Raw genomic sequence first — 15,242 nt, 5'->3', positions numbered from 1 at the left:
ATGCAGGCACTGCTCTATACGCTTGCGCCTGTGCTGGCGGTCGTGCTCGGCGCGATTGTCGCGAGCCGCACCAAGTTGAAACCTGGCCTCGTGGCGGGCCTACAGCATCTCGCTGCCGGCGTCGTGTTCGCGGCGGCAGCGACCGAAATCCTGCCGCAGGTCAAGCATGAGGCATCGCCCAGCGCGACGTTGATCGGCGGGGCGGCGGGCGTCGCGACCATGCTGGGGCTCAAGGCTCTTGAGGCCCGCTTCAAGGGGCCGATGGCGCTACTCGCCGCGATCGGCATCGACATTCTGGTCGACGGCCTGGTGCTCGGCCTCGCTTTCGTGGCGGGCGAGAAGGCAGGTCTCCTGCTGACGATCGCGCTCACTCTGGAAGTGTTATTTCTGGGACTGACGCTGACCGACGAGCTGGCGGAAACCTATCGCTCGCGCTTGCGCATCATCGTGATCGTCTCGGCATTGGCCCTGCTGCTGCCGATCGGCGCGCTCGCTGCCGTGCCGGTCGCCGCGCTGTCGCCGGTGATGATCGCCGGCTTCCTCAGCTTCGGGCTGATGGCGCTGCTCTACCTCGTCACGGAGGAGTTGCTGGTCGAGGCGCACGAGAAACCCGACACCCCGCTCATCAGCTCGATGTTTTTCGTCGGCTTCCTGGCCCTGCTGACACTTGAGGAGATGATGGGATGATCCCGGGCAACGACAACAATGGCGGGCAGGAGCGCCGCACACTGTGGATCGTCCTGCTGCTGAACGCGGCGATCGCTGCGGGCTTCTTCGTTTCCGGCTTCTTCGCGGATTCGAGCGCGCTGATCGCCAACGGCGTCGACAACCTGTCCGATACGGCTGTGTATGCGCTGAGCCTTGTGGCGCTCACCCGGGGCCAGACATGGAAGACACGCGCCGCGGTCGCTTCGGGCGTCATGCTGCTGATCTTCGCGGGCGGCATCTTGATCGATGTCGGACGGCGCTACGTGCAGGGCAGCGAGCCCATCGGACCTACCATGATGGTCATGTCCGCGATCGCCGGCGTCGTGAATTACCTCTGCCTGCGGCTGCTCCAGCGCCTCAAGGATCCGGACGTCAATCTCCGGGCCGCAACCACCTTCAGCTTCAACGACTTCATTTCCAACGGCGGCATCCTGATCGCCGGCGTGCTGGTGCTGTGGTTGGGTACCAATTGGCCGGACCTGCTGGTCGGCTTCGCCACCGCCATCATCGCCATCAAGGGCGGTGTCGAAATCCTGCGCGACGCGCGCGCCGAAACCAAGAAAAGCGAAAGGAGGTCGTCATGAACGACAAGCTCGAACTCGACATTCCAGTGTTGTTGCCGGACCTTCCTGACGCGGCCGATGCCTGCCTGGACCGTCTCGTATCAACCCTGTCAAAGCGCGAAGGTGTCGAGCGGGCGCATGTGATCTGTCTCGACGGCAACACGCCAGCGGCGCTGTGCATCCATTTCGATGCCGCCAAGCTGCCGCTGCCACGGTTGCGCGAAATGGTGCGCGCCGCAGGTGCCGAAATCACCGAGCGCTACGGCCATGCGATCTGGCAGGTGACGGGGATCAACCACGAACGTCGGGCGCGCACGGTCAGCGATGCGCTGTGCGCCTTGCCCGGCGTGGTCCAGGCAAGCGCCAGCACCAGCGGGTCTGTCCGGGTCGAATATGATCGCCGCGAAACCACCGAAGAGGAGGTGCGCGCTGCGCTTCGCAAGCTGAAGGTGAGGGTGGGCAAGCGGGTCGCTGCCGATGAACATGCCGGCCACGACCACGGCCCCGGGGGCCACGGCGCGGGCGAAGAGAAGCACGGCCCCGGCGATGGCCACGACCATAGCCACGCCGAATTTCTCGGCCCCAATACCGAGCTGATCTTCGCGCTCGCCTGTGGCGCGCTGCTGGGGATCGGCTACGCGATCGAGAGGCTGGTCGCTGGCGCGCCCGAATGGCTGCCGACCGCCTGCTATATCGCAGCCTATTTCTTCGGCGGATTCTTCACGCTGCGCGAGGCGATCGACAACCTCCGGATGAAGAAGTTCGAGATCGACACGCTGATGTTGGTCGCTGCGGCCGGCGCCGCTGCGCTGGGCGCATGGGCCGAAGGTGCGCTGCTGCTGTTCCTGTTCAGCCTCGGCCATGCGCTTGAGCATTATGCAATGGGCCGCGCCAAGAAGGCGATCGAGGCGCTGGCGAAGCTCGCGCCCGAAACCGCGACCGTGCGACGCGGCGGGCAGACCAGCGAAATCCCGGTCGAGCAGATGGTCGTCGGGGACATTGCCATCGTCCGCCCGAACGAGCGCCTGCCTGCCGACGGCTTCGTCATCAAGGGCACCAGCGCGATCAACCAGGCCCCGGTCACGGGTGAAAGCATCCCGGTCGACAAGGTGCCGGTCGCAGATGCCGCAGCGGCACGCGCCAAGCCCGATGCAGTCGACGCGGAAAGCCGGGTTTTTGCTGGTACGATCAACGGCGGCGGCGCGATCGAGATCGAGGTGACACGCCGTTCCAATGAAAGCGCGCTTGCCAAGGTCGTGAAGATGGTGAGCGAAGCGGAGACGCAGAAGTCGCCGACGCAGCGCTTCACCGACCGGTTCGAACGGATCTTCGTGCCCGCCGTCCTGGTCCTGTCAGTGCTCCTGCTGTTCGCATGGGTGGTCGTCGACGAGCCGTTCCGCGACAGCTTCTATCGCGCGATGGCGGTGCTGGTGGCGGCAAGCCCGTGCGCGCTCGCGATCGCAACGCCGAGCGCGGTCCTGTCGGGCGTTGCCCGTGCAGCGCGGGGCGGCGTGCTCGTGAAGGGCGGTGCACCGCTCGAAAACCTCGGGTCGCTCAAAGCGATCGCTTTCGACAAGACGGGCACGCTGACCGAAGGTCGTCCGCGCATCACTGATGTCGTGCCCGTCGATGGCGCCGATGAAGGCGAGTTGCTGGCGCTGGCTGTCGCCGTCGAAGCGTTGAGCGACCATCCCCTGGCCCAAGCGATCGTCAAGGACGGCCGCGAACGTCTGAACGATCGTGCCGTGCCGACTGCCGGCGACCTCAAGAGCCTGACCGGTCGGGGCGTCACCGCGAGCGTGGATGGCGAGACGGTGTGGATCGGCAAGGCCGAGATGTTCGGAAGTGAGGGCATTCCGGCGCTGGGGCAGGGCGCGCAGGACGCAATCGCGAAGCTGCGCGAGAACGGCCGCACGACAATGGTGGTCCGCAAGGGGGACCGCGACCTGGGCGCGATCGGCCTGATGGACACGCCTCGCGAAGCTGCCAAGACCGCGTTGCGTCGGCTGCACGAGATGGGCGTGTCGCGGATGATAATGATCTCCGGCGATCACCAGAAAGTCGCCGAAGCGATCGCCGACGAAGTCGGGATCGACGAAGCGTGGGGCGACCTCATGCCCGAAGACAAGGTTGCCGCGATCAAGAAGCTCGCCGGCGAAGACAAGGTCGCGATGGTGGGCGACGGCGTGAACGATGCGCCGGCGATGGCAAGCGCCACGGTCGGCATCGCGATGGGCGCGGCGGGGTCGGACGTTGCGCTGGAGACAGCCGACGTGGCGCTGATGGCCGACGATCTGGCGCACCTGCCATTCGCAGTCGGTCTTAGCCGCCATACCCGTGGAATCATCCGGCAGAACGTCTTCGTCAGCCTGGGTGTCGTCGCCTTCCTGGTGCCTGCTACCATCCTCGGCCTCGGCATTGGGCCAGCGGTGGCGGTTCATGAGGGATCGACGCTGCTCGTCGTCATCAATGCGCTCAGGCTGCTCGCCTACCGCGATCCGGCAGGGAAGGCGGCATGAAGTGGCTGATCGCCTTCGACCTCGACGGCACGCTTGCCGAGAGCAAGCGGCCGTGGCTGTTGAAAAAGTCCTACTGAAGGCTGCCGATCGTCTGTCGAAATCGCCTTTTTAGATTATGCGAGAGGTTTGCTTATCCGGTTCCACCTGAGACATCAGGAGCCACCTTGGGGTCGGGATCCTGTGCCTTGCCGGTTGCGGGTGCCGCTTTCTGGCTCGGCATAGCGGTGAGATAAGCAACGATCGCGTCAACGTCCTTCTCGGCCACCGGCGCCTTGTACACCTCACGCATCTTGGTGACGGTCGCCTTCCACTGGTCCGCCGATAGCGCAGGCTGAGTTAGCGCCATGCTGGCCGAGTGGCACGAAGTGCAGTTGGCGTTGATGACGTCGGCGTGCGGACCATCGGGGTAGGTAGCGTCATCGACCGGCAGGTCGACGCTGGTCGAGGCGAGCGAAAAGCCGCGGGCTGAGACGCTGGTGGGCGGTGCCGGCTCGGATGTCTCGGAGATCGGGGCAGGCGCCTTGCGGCTGCTCGGCGCCCCGATCGAGACGAGGATAATGCCGGTCAGGCCGATCAGGCCAGCGGCCATGATGCCGGGAGACGGGGTCTTCATGCTACTCGCTCCTCAGGCCGCGATGATGGTGGTGGTCTCGATATTGCCGCGCATGAACCCGCCCGGGTTCCAGATCGGCTTCATCGGCTGGGCGACACCGTTGGTGTTCCAGCAGCGCACCATGATCGGGTTGGCACCGCGTCGCAGCGGCACGCGACCATCCCACCGACGGAAGCTGTACCTGCCCTCGTCCGCTCCGAGCGTCGTCCTGTACCAGGTGCGGCCTCCGTCCGACGATACATCGACCTTGGCGACGCCGCAGTCGCCGCCCATCGCGATGCCGCCGACCGGGATCGATGCCTCATAGGCTATCGTCTGGCCATCGGGCAGGCTGGTCATCCAGCTGCGCGGGATCATGCGGTTGATGGGGACAGTCGGGAAGTCTCTGGCGCCGGGCGCGACATTCGCGCCCGGCGTCGCGGGGATCTTGTAGGCCTTGGCCATCCAATACTGGTCGTCGGGGCCGGGCAGTACCTCGATCGAGTTCAGCATCTTGACCCAATAGGTCGAGTACCAGCCCGGCACGATCAGCCGGCAGGGAAAGCCATTGAGGAGCGGCAGCTGCTCGCCGTTCATGCCGAAGGCGATCATCACTTCGCCGTCGCGGGCATGGTCGATGTCGAGCGCCTTCTCAAAGTCAGGGGCGCCCGCCACGACCGGTTGATCGAGCGCACCGAAGCGCACCTGCACCGCGCCTGTCTTGACCCCGGCGAGGTCGAGCACGTCGCGCAGGCGCACACCGAGCCATTTGGCATTGCCCATCGCGCCGTTGCCCCATTGCGCGCCGGCAACACGTGGCTGGAACAGCCCACGGCTGTTTCCCGAGCATTGGTTGACCGCCGCCATCTCGACCCGCGGCAGGCGCAGCAGCTGGGCGAGGCTGATCGACAGCGGTCGGTTGACGTGGCCGAAGACGTTGAGGCGGAAAGTCTCGACATCGATCGAGGTCGGGATGTCGGCCCAGTGCCAGCGGACGAAGAACTGGTCGTTGGGCGTGAACACCGACTTGTCGAACACGTCCATCGGCGTTTCCAGCAAGGGCGGATGGACACGCTGGAGGATCATGCTGCCCTTGCCGGGAAAGGCGCTGGTCATCGGCCGTTCGGCATTGCCGCCAGGCAGCTTCAGGTCGACGAGCTGCTGCGCCAGTGCCGGCGCGGCGGCAAGGCCGGCGGTACCGAGCGCGGCATGCCTGAGAAAGCGGCGACGGCTGGTCTCACTCGCCAGTTCGGCGTCGAAATTGTCCATGACAAGGCTCTCCTGTGGCCAGCCACGCTGGCGGATCGAAGGGGCGTTTCGCAAGTGATCGGACCGACTGATCCGATCATCATGGCGGATCAGTTCGGGGTGGCGATGCAGGGTGAGACGAACAGGTTGCCGCGCCATGCGCCGGCCAGCGTCTTGGCGCCGACGAGCAGCCACATCGCCGCAAGCGCGACTGTCAGCACCGTGCCGACGAAACCGAAGAAACCGAGGTTCAGCGTCGTGCCTAGGCGTAAGGTGGCGACGGTGTAGACGCCGAGCGGAAAGGTATAGCCCCACCAGCCCAGGTTGAACGGGACGCCGGCGCGCCAGTAGCGGATGGTGATGAGCGTCGCGAGCGCCAGCCACCACAGGCCGAAGCCCCACAGGCAGAGTCCGGCCACAACGCCGATCCCTTGCGCGACGGCACCGATACCGGCCAGCCCGTGCGCCGCGAGGATAGCCGGCGCGTCCGCCCCGAGCACCAGCATGCCCAGAGCACCCGTGCCGATCGGTCCCAGCGCCAGCCAGGAGGACGCCGCCATGCTCTCCTGCGGCAGTTTGTGGAGCGCCATGCGCAGGATGAGGATGGCGAGGATGCCGAACGCGACCGGCACCGAATAGGCCCACAGCACATAGGAGGTCGCAAGCGTGACGAGCTGCGCGTGAGGATCGGCCAGATGCGGCGCGAGCAGCCCGCCGCTGGCGCCCGCCACTTCGGCAGCGACGACCGGCAGCAACCATACCGCGGTCATGCCGTCCAGGCTGTGCTCGTGACGGGTGAACATCATGTACGGGATCAGCACGCCACAGGCGAGCGACATGGCGGCGTCGATCCACCACAGGACGTGTGCGACCGGTACGATGCCATTCCCGAACCGTGCGATGCCGAAGGCGAGGCAGCCGTTGATGATCGTCGCGAGGCCCATCGGGATGGTGCCGATGAACATCGACACGGTGTTATGCCCGAAGATGCGCCGCGCCTCGTGCCCGAACATCACCCAGCGCGCGCCATAAAGGCCGGCGAACAGCGCGAAGAGTGCGATATTGAAGAACCACAACACCTCGCCGACGGGTTTAAGCGAAGGCCCGATGCCGGGCACCTGCGGCAGCGCGAGCGCGAGGATACCGGTGCCCATCGTCGCGGCGAACCAGTTGGGCGTGAACTGACGAATCATCTCGCGGGGATGATCGAGCCGGCTGAGCGGCTTGAGGCCGCTGAGAACGGAGTGCGTGTCGGCAGTCATGCGACCTGCTCCTTGATGAGGTCCGTCAGCGCGTCGGCCGCGCGGGTGCGATAGCGTTCCTTGTGGCGCAGCGCGTGAAAGGCGCGGTCGGGCAGCCCGAGCGGCAGCTCGACAAGGTCACCGGCCTTGAGCGCGCGCGCGACGACCAATCGCGACAAGACGGCAACGCCGGCACCCGCCTCGACGGCGGTGCGCACCGCCTCGTTGGACGGCAGCGTCATCGCTATCGTCAGCTGGGCCGGATCAAACCCGCGCGTTCGCAGCACGTCCTCGAAGGTCGAGCGCGTACCCGATCCCAGCTCACGGACGATCCAGCGTTCAGTGCGCAGCCAGTCCTCGTCGACGCGCCCGGTGTCCTCGCGGCCGACCAGCACCATCGGATCACGCCCGACATGCCAGTGGGCGAGCGCCGGTTCGTCCACCTCGCCCTCGACGAAACCGAGCTCCGCCGCGCCGCTCAGGACCTGCGCTGCCGCACCTTCGGTGTTGTCGATCGCCAGTTCGACCGCGATCTGCGGGTGGCGTTCGTGGAAGGCGGCTAGCTTTGCCGGCAACCAGTAGCTCGCGATCGTCTGGCTGGCGACGATCCGCAATGAACCACGGGCAAGCCCGGCATAGTCCGCCAGCATCGTCTCGGCATGCGCTGCCCGCCCCAGCACCGCGCGCGCTTCCTCCAGAAAGCCGCGGCCTGCTTCGGTCAGCTGGATGCCACGCCCGACGCGGTGAAACAGAGGAACCCCGTAGCGCGCTTCGAGGGCAGCAATCGCGCCGGAGGCAGCGGACTGCGTGACGTTCAGCACCTCCGCTGCCTTGGTGACGTGTTCGCGCTCCGCGACACCGACGAAGATTCTGAGCTGCTCCAGGGTCATGCAGCATATATCGCGTACTTAGATCGATACGACCAACCGTTTGATATGGTCATTCCAATCTGGATATCGGAATGATCGGCAGCCTTTCGTCTGCGATGGTCTCGAAGACTTGGAGCGTTAGGCGGGCCTGCGACGTTTGATCGTCCATGACCGCTCATCACTGGCGGGGTGATCCTTGCGATGCTCGTCCTGTTCGTCGGCGCGCCGCTGGAACGCCACATCCGCGAGCGAGCCCGCCTGACGCCGGCCGAGGCCGCCAGGAAGGATGCCGAGCGCAAGCCCTGATCGCGCTGGCCCGCCCGGTGCCTGTCGGCGCTGAGGAGCAGCAAGGGCGCTATCAGGACACCAGCGCCGCATCGGCCTGCCGCCGGACTTCATCGGCAATCGGATGCAGCTCGGCCGCAGGCCGCTCGCCCACCACACTATAGCCGATCCCGTCGACTGCCCATGTGACCCGGCCCATGGTCCCGCTGGACGTGCTGGTCATGCTCGCAGTCTTGTCGATCTGCATAGGCCTCGTCAGCACCGCGAGTTTCGACGCTTGCGGTCCGTCGTAGAGGAGCAGTGCCGCAGGGCCGTGAGGCGTCGCGACCAGTCGCCCCCCACCATAGCGATAGCCGGCTGTGCTGAGGTCCGGGATGGTGACGCGCTCACCCAAACGGGCGGAGGTCCATCGGATCAGCATGGCGCGCTGATCCGGACCGATCTCCGCCGGTCGTATCCGGTCGGCGGCATAGACACGGAAATTGTCACTCGCCTCGTTGGCCAGCGCCGCGATGCCTGCGCGGGGTTCACCGCTCCACTTCGCGCTCGACCAACCACCGCCAAACCCGACCGCCAGCAGAAGTGACGCGGCGATGGCGAATTGCCATCGCGGCTGACGTTGCCGCCCCCTGATGGCTGCGACGCGCATCGTCGCCGGGATCGGTTCATCCGCGATCGGGGCAAACAGGGATGCAAGGGCTCGCGCCTGCTCCGCCTGTTCCCGCAAACGGGCATGCAGGTCCGGCTGGCCTTCAAGATAGGCATCGACCAGGCGCTGCCGCTCGGGCGACAGCCTGCCATCGATCCATGCGGCCAGATCGTCCTCGCCGATCGGGCTGGTCATTGCACGCTCCTCAATCGCGGCCGTTCACCCTCCCGGAGGAGGGTCGCCAGTCGGTCGCGCGCCCGGGATATGCGCGACATCACCGTGCCCAGCGGCACGCCGACAACGGCAGCGACCTCCGCATAGGGCAGGCCCTCGACCGATACGAGGAGCAGCACCGTTCGCTGCTCCTCGGGCAACGCATCAAGGGCGCGCAGCAGGTCGCGGTGGTGTAGGCCTGTTTCCTGATCGGCCGGACGGCCGAGCGTGGCGTCGTCCACGAGGTGGAGCGGAACCGCTGTGCCTCGCCGGCTATGCTGCCGCTGATGGTCGACCAACAGATTGTGCAGGATCGTATAGACCCATGGGCGCACCTCCGCCCCGCGTCGTTGTCGCCAGCGCCCGACCGCGCGCTCGAGACAATCCTGCACCACGTCATCTGCCATTGCCCGATCGCGCAACCACGACCGGGCATAGCGGCGCAGACCGGGGATCAGGGGCTCGATCGCGGCGGCAAGCGGGTCCATGTCAGTCGCGCTGTACCTGCACGATGCGTCCCGGCGCGCCGTTCACCACCTCAGCGACCGCCAGAAAACGGCGGGGCGTCGCGGTGCTGCCTTGAACGATCTGCCGGATCGGACCCGACGCGTTGACGATCGCCGCACCCGCCGGGTTGCTCATGAAGTTGGCAAGCGGCTCTACAGCGCCGCTACCATCCGCGTTGGCGGTCAGCACGAGCATGTAGGGCTTCTTGGGCTGCAAACCGGTAACGGCACTCTGCACGACCTGAATGATGCCTTGGTCGAAGAGGGTGATGCTGCTTGCCGCACCCTTGCCGCCGATCGGCCCCATAGTCAGATGCAACGCCTTGCCGGCCGTGCCGAGCGGCTGGAGATTGTCGGTGCCGGGGCCTGTCGGAACAGCGTTCGGCACATAGGCGATCGCCTGCGGTGCCTGTCCGACCGGCACGGTAGCGACGACCGTGTTGCCAGCGGTGTCGATCGCGGCCAGCTCATCGGCATTCTCCAGCCCGACATAGATGCGCCGACCGTCGCCGGACGGCCAGACACCGTGCGGCATCTTGCCGACTGGAATGGTTGCCACCAGCGTGAAGTCGGACGTGCGGAACACCTTCACCGCATTCTCCCCGCCGACCGTCACATAGGCGAACTGCCCCTTGGCCGTGCGGGCGAAGTTGACGTGATTGGTGATCGGCCCGGTATCCAGCACCTTGAGGATTGTGAAGGGTGGCCTGGCATCGAATGCGACCGTCTTGCCGATGTCCTTTAGCGTAAACCACGCCTGCTTGCCGTCCGGCGTCGCGGCGATGTTGGGGCAGAATGGGCTCGGCTGCGCCACCTGTCCGACCTGTGCGTGGGTTGCGACATCGAACACGGCCAGCACCGGATTGAACGAGGAACAGACATAGCCGTATCGCCCATCGGGCGAGAAGATCGTCATACCCGGACCACCGGGCGTCTTGATGCGGCCGGTTTCCTTGTACGTCGCGGGATCGAGCACGGCGATATAGTCCTCGCCGCGAACGGTGACCCAGACCTCCTTTCCGTCCGGCGTGAAGAACGCCTCGTGCGGACTGCGCCCGACATAGGTCGTGTGTTTGACCGTGTTGGTGGCGGTGTCGATCCACGACACGGCATTCGATCCGATCGACACGACCGCCAAGGTCTTCCCGTCCGGCGAGAAGCCCAGGCCGTGGACCAGCACTTGTCCCTTGTAGAGCGGGGAGAAGTTCATCGGCTGCGGATCGCCGAGCTTGATGACGCCGAGCAGCCGGTTGTCGGCAGGGTCCGTCACCGACACCGTGTTGGAGAATTGTTCGGACGCATAGACGCGGTCGCGGTGGCTGACGGGCATGTCCTTGGCGTTCCACGGCGCCTGCTGCGCCATGGCGAGGCCCGGTGCGGCGCTCATCAGCAAGGCGGCCGAGCGCAGGATGGTCCGGATCATGTCAGTGCTCCATAGGGCTGTGGTGGTCGCCGCCCTGCGTCGGGGCCGGCGTCGAAGGCGGTAGCGGCTGACCGATCGCCAACTTCATAGCGGCAATCTCCTGCTGCTGATCGATGATGATCTCCTGCGCGATGCGCTTGAGCTGCTCGTTATGGCCGTAGCGCAGCTCCGCCACTGCCATATCGATCGCACCCTGATGATGCGGGAGCATCATCGTGACGAAGTCGCGGTCGACGTTGCCGGACGGCTTGACCATCATGCCCGCCATCATCCGGTCCATCGCGGCAGCCACCATGCTGGCGTAACCACCGGCAGGGGCGGCCGCGACTGCGCCTGTGAGCAGGGCCGAAGCAGTCAGACCGAGCATCCAATATCGTCTACGCATAAGCCTCCGGCGCATCAGTCCTGAAAGCATAGACGACGCTCGTCCGGGTTTATTCCATGGGTGAGCCGGTTATCAGCCTTCCCGATTGGGAACCTCCAACGGGACGACCGTGACCGACACAAAAATCCGCTGTATGCCCGCCGGGGCTTTCCCAAAATATGTTCCCGAAATATGAGTCCCGAAATTCGCTGTTTGAGATGGGATAACGGGACTCATGCTGGTTGGTTATGCGCGTGTCTCGACCTCCGACCAGGACCTGACGCTACAAACCGATGCGCTGACCAAGGCTGGCTGTGAAAAGCTGTTCACCGACAAGGTGAGCGGCGCGAAGCTGAACCGTCCCGGTCTGACCGAAGCTCTCAATTTCGTGCGGGCCGGTGACACGCTGGTGATATGGAAGCTCGATCGCCTTGGCCGATCGATCGGGGGCCTGATCGAACTGGCGGCGGACTTGTCCGCTCGGAAGATTGATTTCCGGTCCCTGACGGACGGGTTCGACACGGCAACCCCATCGGGCCGTCTGCTGTTCCATATCCTCGCTTCTGTCGCGGAGATGGAGCGCGAACTGATAAAGGAACGGACGATTGCCGGTTTGGCAGCGGCACGGGCCAAGGGCGGCACGGGCGGAGGCCGCAAGTCGGTCATGACGCCTGACATGCTCGATACCGCCCGCAAGCTGCTCAAGGCTGGCGACAAACCGGCGAAGGTCGCGAAGCTGCTCCAGGTCGGCCGTTCTACCTTCTATCGCCACTTCCCTGCGGCCGAGCGCGAACCCGGCTAACCGGCGTCAGAAGATCGTCGCGTAGTAGGATTGCTCGAACCGGCCACGGCTGATCCGGGCCATGCGCTCGATGCGTTCCGGCACCGGGGGCGGGCGACGGTTCCGGGCCGGTCTTGCGTCGGTGCGGGCTAACAGCACGAGATTGGCAATGGCCGCGCCCAACAGAAACTCTTCTTCGGCACCGCGCAGTCCGCGAAGGTGCAGGCGGGTCAGCCCTCGCTTGCCTTTGGCATCGGCGAACACCCGCTCGACACCCCGGCGCAGCCGCATCGACCGCTTGAATAGCGGCGTCTGCATCTCGCCGCGCACCATCTCACGCACGTCCTCATATTCGCTGTGCGTGACCGACCTGTTGCTGCCTGCGGTGCATTTCCGTTTGAGGTGACAGGCGCGGCAATCGGCAGGACTGGCGCTGTATCGGAGAAAGCCCGCCCGACGATCGGCACCGCGAAAGGGCAGTATCTTCCCAGCGGGGCAGACATAGCGGTCCTGCTCCCGCTCATAGCGGAAGGCTTCGCGGGGGAATTTGCCCTTGGTCTGTTCGGATCGTTCCAGCACCGGGATATGCGGGATGGTGCCGCGATCGGTGACGAACGCCAGGAACGCAGCGCTGCCATAGGCGGTGTCGGCCGCGACACGCTTTGGCCGATAGCCGAACCGATTGTCGGCCCGTGCCAGCATGGTCCGCCCCGCATCGACTTCCGCGGCGAAGCGGGCGGGACTGGCCTCCACGTCGATCGCCACCCCTCCCGGCGTGTCAATCAGGACATTGAAGGCATAGCCGAACCGGCCCCGCGCCGTGCGCGCCGACCATGCCGACGCCGGATCGGTGCGTGACACCTCGGCCGGTTTGCCACGCGGTACGCCATGTTCCTGCGGTGGAGCATTGGCCTGATCCGCCAGCCATTCACAAACCGGGCGGGGAAGCCGGGGCGCGGCCATGTCGGCGTCCCGCATCTTGCGCTGCCAGCTCGCATCGGCCGCGACGAACGATGCATCGATTGCGGCATCCTTGTGGGCGATCAGCCCCGCATCGGCGCAGCGCCGCACCGTCTGCTCGAACAGGATGCGGAAGATGCTAGCATCGCGGAAGCGGCCATGCCGGTTCTTGCTAAACGTCGAGTGGTGCGGCACCGGCGCGTTGAGCGGCAATCGGCAGAACCAGCGATAGGCGAGGTTGAAGCGGACTTCCTCACACAGACGGCGCTCCGACGTGATGCCATAGAGGCGAGCGATCAGCGCCATGCGGACCAGCAATTCAGGCGCGATCGAGGGACGCCCACGGCAACTGTAGTGCGGCGCGAGCGCATCGCGCAGTTCACCCAGGTCGATCAGCCCGTCTATCCTGTGCAGCATATGATCGGCGGGGATCATCGCTCCCAGCGCCCGCCAGCTTGCGCCCTTGCCGCCTCGCTGTTGCTCACCCATCATGGCCGCTGCTCCCGATGTGTCGAAGCAGGGAACCCGTTAGGAACGCGATCGGATCACCCGGCCTTTTTTCAACAGCCCCGACCGGTTTTGACACCTAAGTGGTTGTATATTGGTCAAGCAATTCGATCACGGCACAACTCGCCGCCCCGTCGCCCTCGCAACGGTCGATCGTCGTGGCAAGCAGGCTTTCGAGTTGCGCTAGGTCTGCCATTTTCGCGCGAACCCGCTCCAGGTGGTGGGCCGCGATCTCGCGGACCTCACTGCACGACGCCTGCGCGGGACCGCCAAGTGACAGGATCGCGCGCACCTCGGCCGGGGTGAAGCCGAGTTCACGCGCGCCACGGATGAATCCAAGGACGCGGACGTGGCCGGCCCCATATACTCGCCGGCCCCCGCTCGTGCGGGGTGGGGTCGCCACAATGCCGACGCGCTCGAAATAGCGGATCGTCTCGATGTTCACGCCGGTTCGGCGCGACAACTCGCCGATAGCTAGGCCTTTCTCATCCCTCATAATTCGCTTGCTCCTGTAGCCGCTACAGGAGGCATTAGGGGGTTATTCCGCCGGAGACGACTGATGAATAAAAGGATTTTGCCGCACGAAACCCTGGCCGCTTCCGCATCGCCACGCCGCGCCGACGCGGGGCTATCCGCCCTGGGTGCGCTGGCGAGCTTCGGCGCGGTCCTAGCCGCCGCATCCTGCTGCGTCTTGCCGCTCGCGCTGGCGGCGCTGGGCGTGGGGGCGGGCCTGTCGAGCACCTTCGCCGCGCTGATGCCTCTGCGCTGGGCCCTGACGGCGCTTTCCCTCGTCGGCCTGGCTGCCGGGTGGTGGGCGTATGTGCGGCGTCGGAGGACCTGCGCTGCGGATCGGTCCTGCACCGTGACCCTACCGTCCCGCGCAACTCCGATCATGCTCACGATCGGCACGACCCTGACGCTGACCGCGCTGATATGGGATCGCATTGAAGCGCCGCTTATAAAGGCGCTTTCCTGATGCAGCTCACCTCCACGCTGACCTGTCCCGAGTGCGGCGGTGTCGCGACCGAGACGATGCCCACCAACGCCTGCCAGTTCTTCTATGATTGCCGACATTGCGCGGCGGTGCTGCGGCCCCTGGCCGGCGACTGCTGCGTGTTCTGCTCGTTCGGCGATGTCCCATGCCCTCCGATTCAGGAGGCGAAGGCGAACGGGACCGTGGCGGGCTGCTGCGGGTGAGGGGGTATCGCACCTTTCAATCCGGGATGAGCGCGTAACCCCGGATTTGTAGATTCGCCAAGGTTGTAAGCGCCGAATCATCGATCTCAACGCCCGAAGCCACTTGGTTCGGCATGATCTCATTTCCGACCATGGCCTGACTGCAAACGCGGATTGAAACACCGGCTTTCTGGAGAGCGGCAATCAGCGCAGCGTTCGGGTTGGCCGCTACCTTCATACGCGCCGCATATGGCGCGTTCTGCAGGACGAGCGGGGTCGCGGGACCATGAATGATGACGGCGATGTCACCAGCCGGATGGACCTTGTCCGCGCCTAGCAGGTTCACGAAGCGCGCGACCTTCTCAAGGCTGGGATTCACTTTGTCGGGAGAGCTTGCGGCCTTGGTGACATTGAACAAGACGCGGTAGCGAAGCTTGGGATCGGGCCGCTCGGCAGCACTGGGCACGGCCACGATCCCGCCAAATCCCGGTATTACGGGATAAACCAGATTATCCTGTGCAGCTAGCGAGGTGCCGCCGGTCAGCATCGTTGCCGCGAGCAGAAATGTGGCGAAAGCTCTTTTTGGCAACCTTGCTCTCCTGTTGGACGGTAGGCGCTGCATAAACTCTCCAGAAGTG

17 protein-coding genes are annotated in these 15,242 nt (G+C 65.4%); 6 read left to right on the top strand and 11 right to left on the bottom strand.

Annotated features, from left to right (window positions below):
- From N6H05_RS27280 to N6H05_RS27270, 3 genes are read left to right on the top strand one after another with little or no spacing between them, the layout of a single operon-like run.
- Positions 1-687 carry a ZIP family metal transporter gene (locus N6H05_RS27280; RefSeq protein ID WP_004212882.1) on the top strand — a complete coding sequence of 229 codons (687 nt, stop codon included), beginning with the start codon at positions 1-3 and terminating at the stop codon, positions 685-687.
- Entirely contained in the window at positions 684-1,292 is a 609-nt protein-coding gene (locus N6H05_RS27275; RefSeq protein WP_004212885.1) for a cation efflux transmembrane domain-containing protein, read from the top strand. Before N6H05_RS27280 ends, N6H05_RS27275 begins: the two co-directional genes overlap by 4 nt.
- On the top strand, positions 1,289-3,790 hold the full coding sequence (locus tag N6H05_RS27270; protein ID WP_004212886.1) for a heavy metal translocating P-type ATPase: 2,502 nt from the start codon (positions 1,289-1,291) through the stop codon (positions 3,788-3,790). The genes N6H05_RS27275 and N6H05_RS27270 overlap by 4 nt, the downstream gene beginning before the upstream one ends.
- 130 nt (positions 3,791-3,920) lie before the next feature.
- Here N6H05_RS27270 and N6H05_RS27265 read toward each other — a convergent pair whose 3' ends face one another.
- The 8 genes from N6H05_RS27265 to N6H05_RS27230 all read right to left on the bottom strand — a co-directional run bounded on the left by N6H05_RS27265 (position 3,921) and on the right by N6H05_RS27230 (position 11,216).
- Positions 3,921-4,403, bottom strand: coding sequence for a c-type cytochrome (locus N6H05_RS27265; RefSeq protein ID WP_021224435.1), 483 nt, complete (start codon positions 4,401-4,403; stop codon positions 3,921-3,923).
- A gap of 12 nt (positions 4,404-4,415) precedes the next feature.
- Complete coding sequence (locus N6H05_RS27260) at positions 4,416-5,651, bottom strand: molybdopterin-dependent oxidoreductase (protein WP_021224436.1); 1,236 nt, start codon at positions 5,649-5,651, stop codon at positions 4,416-4,418.
- Between the two features lie 89 nt (positions 5,652-5,740).
- Positions 5,741-6,892: a TDT family transporter gene (locus tag N6H05_RS27255; protein WP_021224437.1), complete on the bottom strand. Its 1,152-nt coding sequence runs from the start codon at positions 6,890-6,892 to the stop codon at positions 5,741-5,743.
- Positions 6,889-7,761: a LysR family transcriptional regulator gene (locus N6H05_RS27250; RefSeq protein WP_021224438.1), complete on the bottom strand. Its 873-nt coding sequence runs from the start codon at positions 7,759-7,761 to the stop codon at positions 6,889-6,891. Before N6H05_RS27250 ends, N6H05_RS27255 begins: the two co-directional genes overlap by 4 nt.
- Positions 7,762-8,098: 337 nt before the next feature.
- A complete protein-coding gene (locus tag N6H05_RS27245; RefSeq protein WP_021224441.1) occupies positions 8,099-8,869 on the bottom strand; it encodes an anti-sigma factor family protein in 771 nt (256 codons plus the stop codon).
- Positions 8,866-9,375, bottom strand: a complete 510-nt coding sequence (locus N6H05_RS27240; RefSeq protein WP_021224442.1) for an RNA polymerase sigma factor — start codon at positions 9,373-9,375, stop codon at positions 8,866-8,868. The genes N6H05_RS27245 and N6H05_RS27240 overlap by 4 nt, the downstream gene beginning before the upstream one ends.
- A 1-nt stretch (position 9,376) precedes the next feature.
- Positions 9,377-10,816 (bottom strand): YncE family protein, encoded by a 1,440-nt coding sequence (locus N6H05_RS27235; protein WP_021224443.1) that lies wholly within the window; start codon positions 10,814-10,816, stop codon positions 9,377-9,379.
- Position 10,817: 1 nt separating this feature from the next.
- Positions 10,818-11,216: a DUF305 domain-containing protein gene (locus N6H05_RS27230; RefSeq protein ID WP_420878317.1), complete on the bottom strand. Its 399-nt coding sequence runs from the start codon at positions 11,214-11,216 to the stop codon at positions 10,818-10,820.
- Between the two features lie 199 nt (positions 11,217-11,415).
- On the opposite strand from N6H05_RS27230, the gene N6H05_RS27225 reads away from it, so the two are divergent.
- On the top strand, positions 11,416-11,982 hold the full coding sequence (locus N6H05_RS27225; protein WP_004212894.1) for a recombinase family protein: 567 nt from the start codon (positions 11,416-11,418) through the stop codon (positions 11,980-11,982).
- Positions 11,983-11,988: 6 nt separating this feature from the next.
- Here the strand turns inward: N6H05_RS27225 and N6H05_RS27220 are convergent, their stop codons facing one another.
- Positions 11,989-13,413 (bottom strand): transposase, encoded by a 1,425-nt coding sequence (locus tag N6H05_RS27220; RefSeq protein ID WP_021224445.1) that lies wholly within the window; start codon positions 13,411-13,413, stop codon positions 11,989-11,991.
- A gap of 94 nt (positions 13,414-13,507) precedes the next feature.
- The gene (locus N6H05_RS27215) at positions 13,508-13,924 is read right to left on the bottom strand and encodes a MerR family transcriptional regulator (protein WP_021224446.1); all 417 of its coding nucleotides are present in this window, start codon (positions 13,922-13,924) and stop codon (positions 13,508-13,510) included.
- A 63-nt stretch (positions 13,925-13,987) separates the two neighbouring features.
- Here N6H05_RS27215 and N6H05_RS27210 point away from each other — a divergent pair, with 63 nt between their 5' ends.
- Both N6H05_RS27210 and N6H05_RS27205 read left to right on the top strand, forming a co-directional pair.
- Entirely contained in the window at positions 13,988-14,404 is a 417-nt protein-coding gene (locus tag N6H05_RS27210) for a mercuric transporter MerT family protein (protein WP_004213257.1), read from the top strand.
- On the top strand, positions 14,404-14,625 hold the full coding sequence (locus N6H05_RS27205) for a GDCCVxC domain-containing (seleno)protein (protein ID WP_004213258.1): 222 nt from the start codon (positions 14,404-14,406) through the stop codon (positions 14,623-14,625). Before N6H05_RS27210 ends, N6H05_RS27205 begins: the two co-directional genes overlap by 1 nt.
- A 16-nt stretch (positions 14,626-14,641) precedes the next feature.
- On the opposite strand, the gene N6H05_RS27200 is transcribed toward N6H05_RS27205, so the two are convergent.
- Positions 14,642-15,226: a DsrE family protein gene (locus N6H05_RS27200; RefSeq protein ID WP_004213260.1), complete on the bottom strand. Its 585-nt coding sequence runs from the start codon at positions 15,224-15,226 to the stop codon at positions 14,642-14,644.
- Positions 15,227-15,242 lie beyond the last annotated feature (16 nt).

Origin of the sequence: Sphingobium sp. WTD-1 (assembly GCF_030128825.1) — a bacterium.
In the GTDB taxonomy this organism is placed as follows: domain Bacteria; phylum Pseudomonadota; class Alphaproteobacteria; order Sphingomonadales; family Sphingomonadaceae; genus Sphingobium.
This window is presented reverse-complemented; position numbering and strand designations above follow the sequence as displayed.

Bases quoted from the DNA above. Each gene is read 5' to 3' on its own strand.
- N6H05_RS27280 (WP_004212882.1), top strand. From the start codon at position 1: ATGCAGGCACTGCTCTATACGCTTGCGCCTGTGCTGGCGGTCGTGCTC.
- N6H05_RS27275 (WP_004212885.1), top strand. From the start codon at position 684: ATGATCCCGGGCAACGACAACAATGGCGGGCAGGAGCGCCGCACACTG.
- N6H05_RS27270 (WP_004212886.1), top strand. From the start codon at position 1,289: ATGAACGACAAGCTCGAACTCGACATTCCAGTGTTGTTGCCGGACCTT.
- N6H05_RS27265 (WP_021224435.1), bottom strand. From the start codon at position 4,403: ATGAAGACCCCGTCTCCCGGCATCATGGCCGCTGGCCTGATCGGCCTG.
- N6H05_RS27260 (WP_021224436.1), bottom strand. From the start codon at position 5,651: ATGGACAATTTCGACGCCGAACTGGCGAGTGAGACCAGCCGTCGCCGC.
- N6H05_RS27255 (WP_021224437.1), bottom strand. From the start codon at position 6,892: ATGACTGCCGACACGCACTCCGTTCTCAGCGGCCTCAAGCCGCTCAGC.
- N6H05_RS27250 (WP_021224438.1), bottom strand. From the start codon at position 7,761: ATGACCCTGGAGCAGCTCAGAATCTTCGTCGGTGTCGCGGAGCGCGAA.
- N6H05_RS27245 (WP_021224441.1), bottom strand. From the start codon at position 8,869: ATGACCAGCCCGATCGGCGAGGACGATCTGGCCGCATGGATCGATGGC.
- N6H05_RS27240 (WP_021224442.1), bottom strand. From the start codon at position 9,375: ATGGACCCGCTTGCCGCCGCGATCGAGCCCCTGATCCCCGGTCTGCGC.
- N6H05_RS27235 (WP_021224443.1), bottom strand. From the start codon at position 10,816: ATGATCCGGACCATCCTGCGCTCGGCCGCCTTGCTGATGAGCGCCGCA.
- N6H05_RS27230 (WP_420878317.1), bottom strand. From the start codon at position 11,216: ATGCGCCGGAGGCTTATGCGTAGACGATATTGGATGCTCGGTCTGACT.
- N6H05_RS27225 (WP_004212894.1), top strand. From the start codon at position 11,416: ATGCTGGTTGGTTATGCGCGTGTCTCGACCTCCGACCAGGACCTGACG.
- N6H05_RS27220 (WP_021224445.1), bottom strand. From the start codon at position 13,413: ATGATGGGTGAGCAACAGCGAGGCGGCAAGGGCGCAAGCTGGCGGGCG.
- N6H05_RS27215 (WP_021224446.1), bottom strand. From the start codon at position 13,924: ATGAGGGATGAGAAAGGCCTAGCTATCGGCGAGTTGTCGCGCCGAACC.
- N6H05_RS27210 (WP_004213257.1), top strand. From the start codon at position 13,988: ATGAATAAAAGGATTTTGCCGCACGAAACCCTGGCCGCTTCCGCATCG.
- N6H05_RS27205 (WP_004213258.1), top strand. From the start codon at position 14,404: ATGCAGCTCACCTCCACGCTGACCTGTCCCGAGTGCGGCGGTGTCGCG.
- N6H05_RS27200 (WP_004213260.1), bottom strand. From the start codon at position 15,226: ATGCAGCGCCTACCGTCCAACAGGAGAGCAAGGTTGCCAAAAAGAGCT.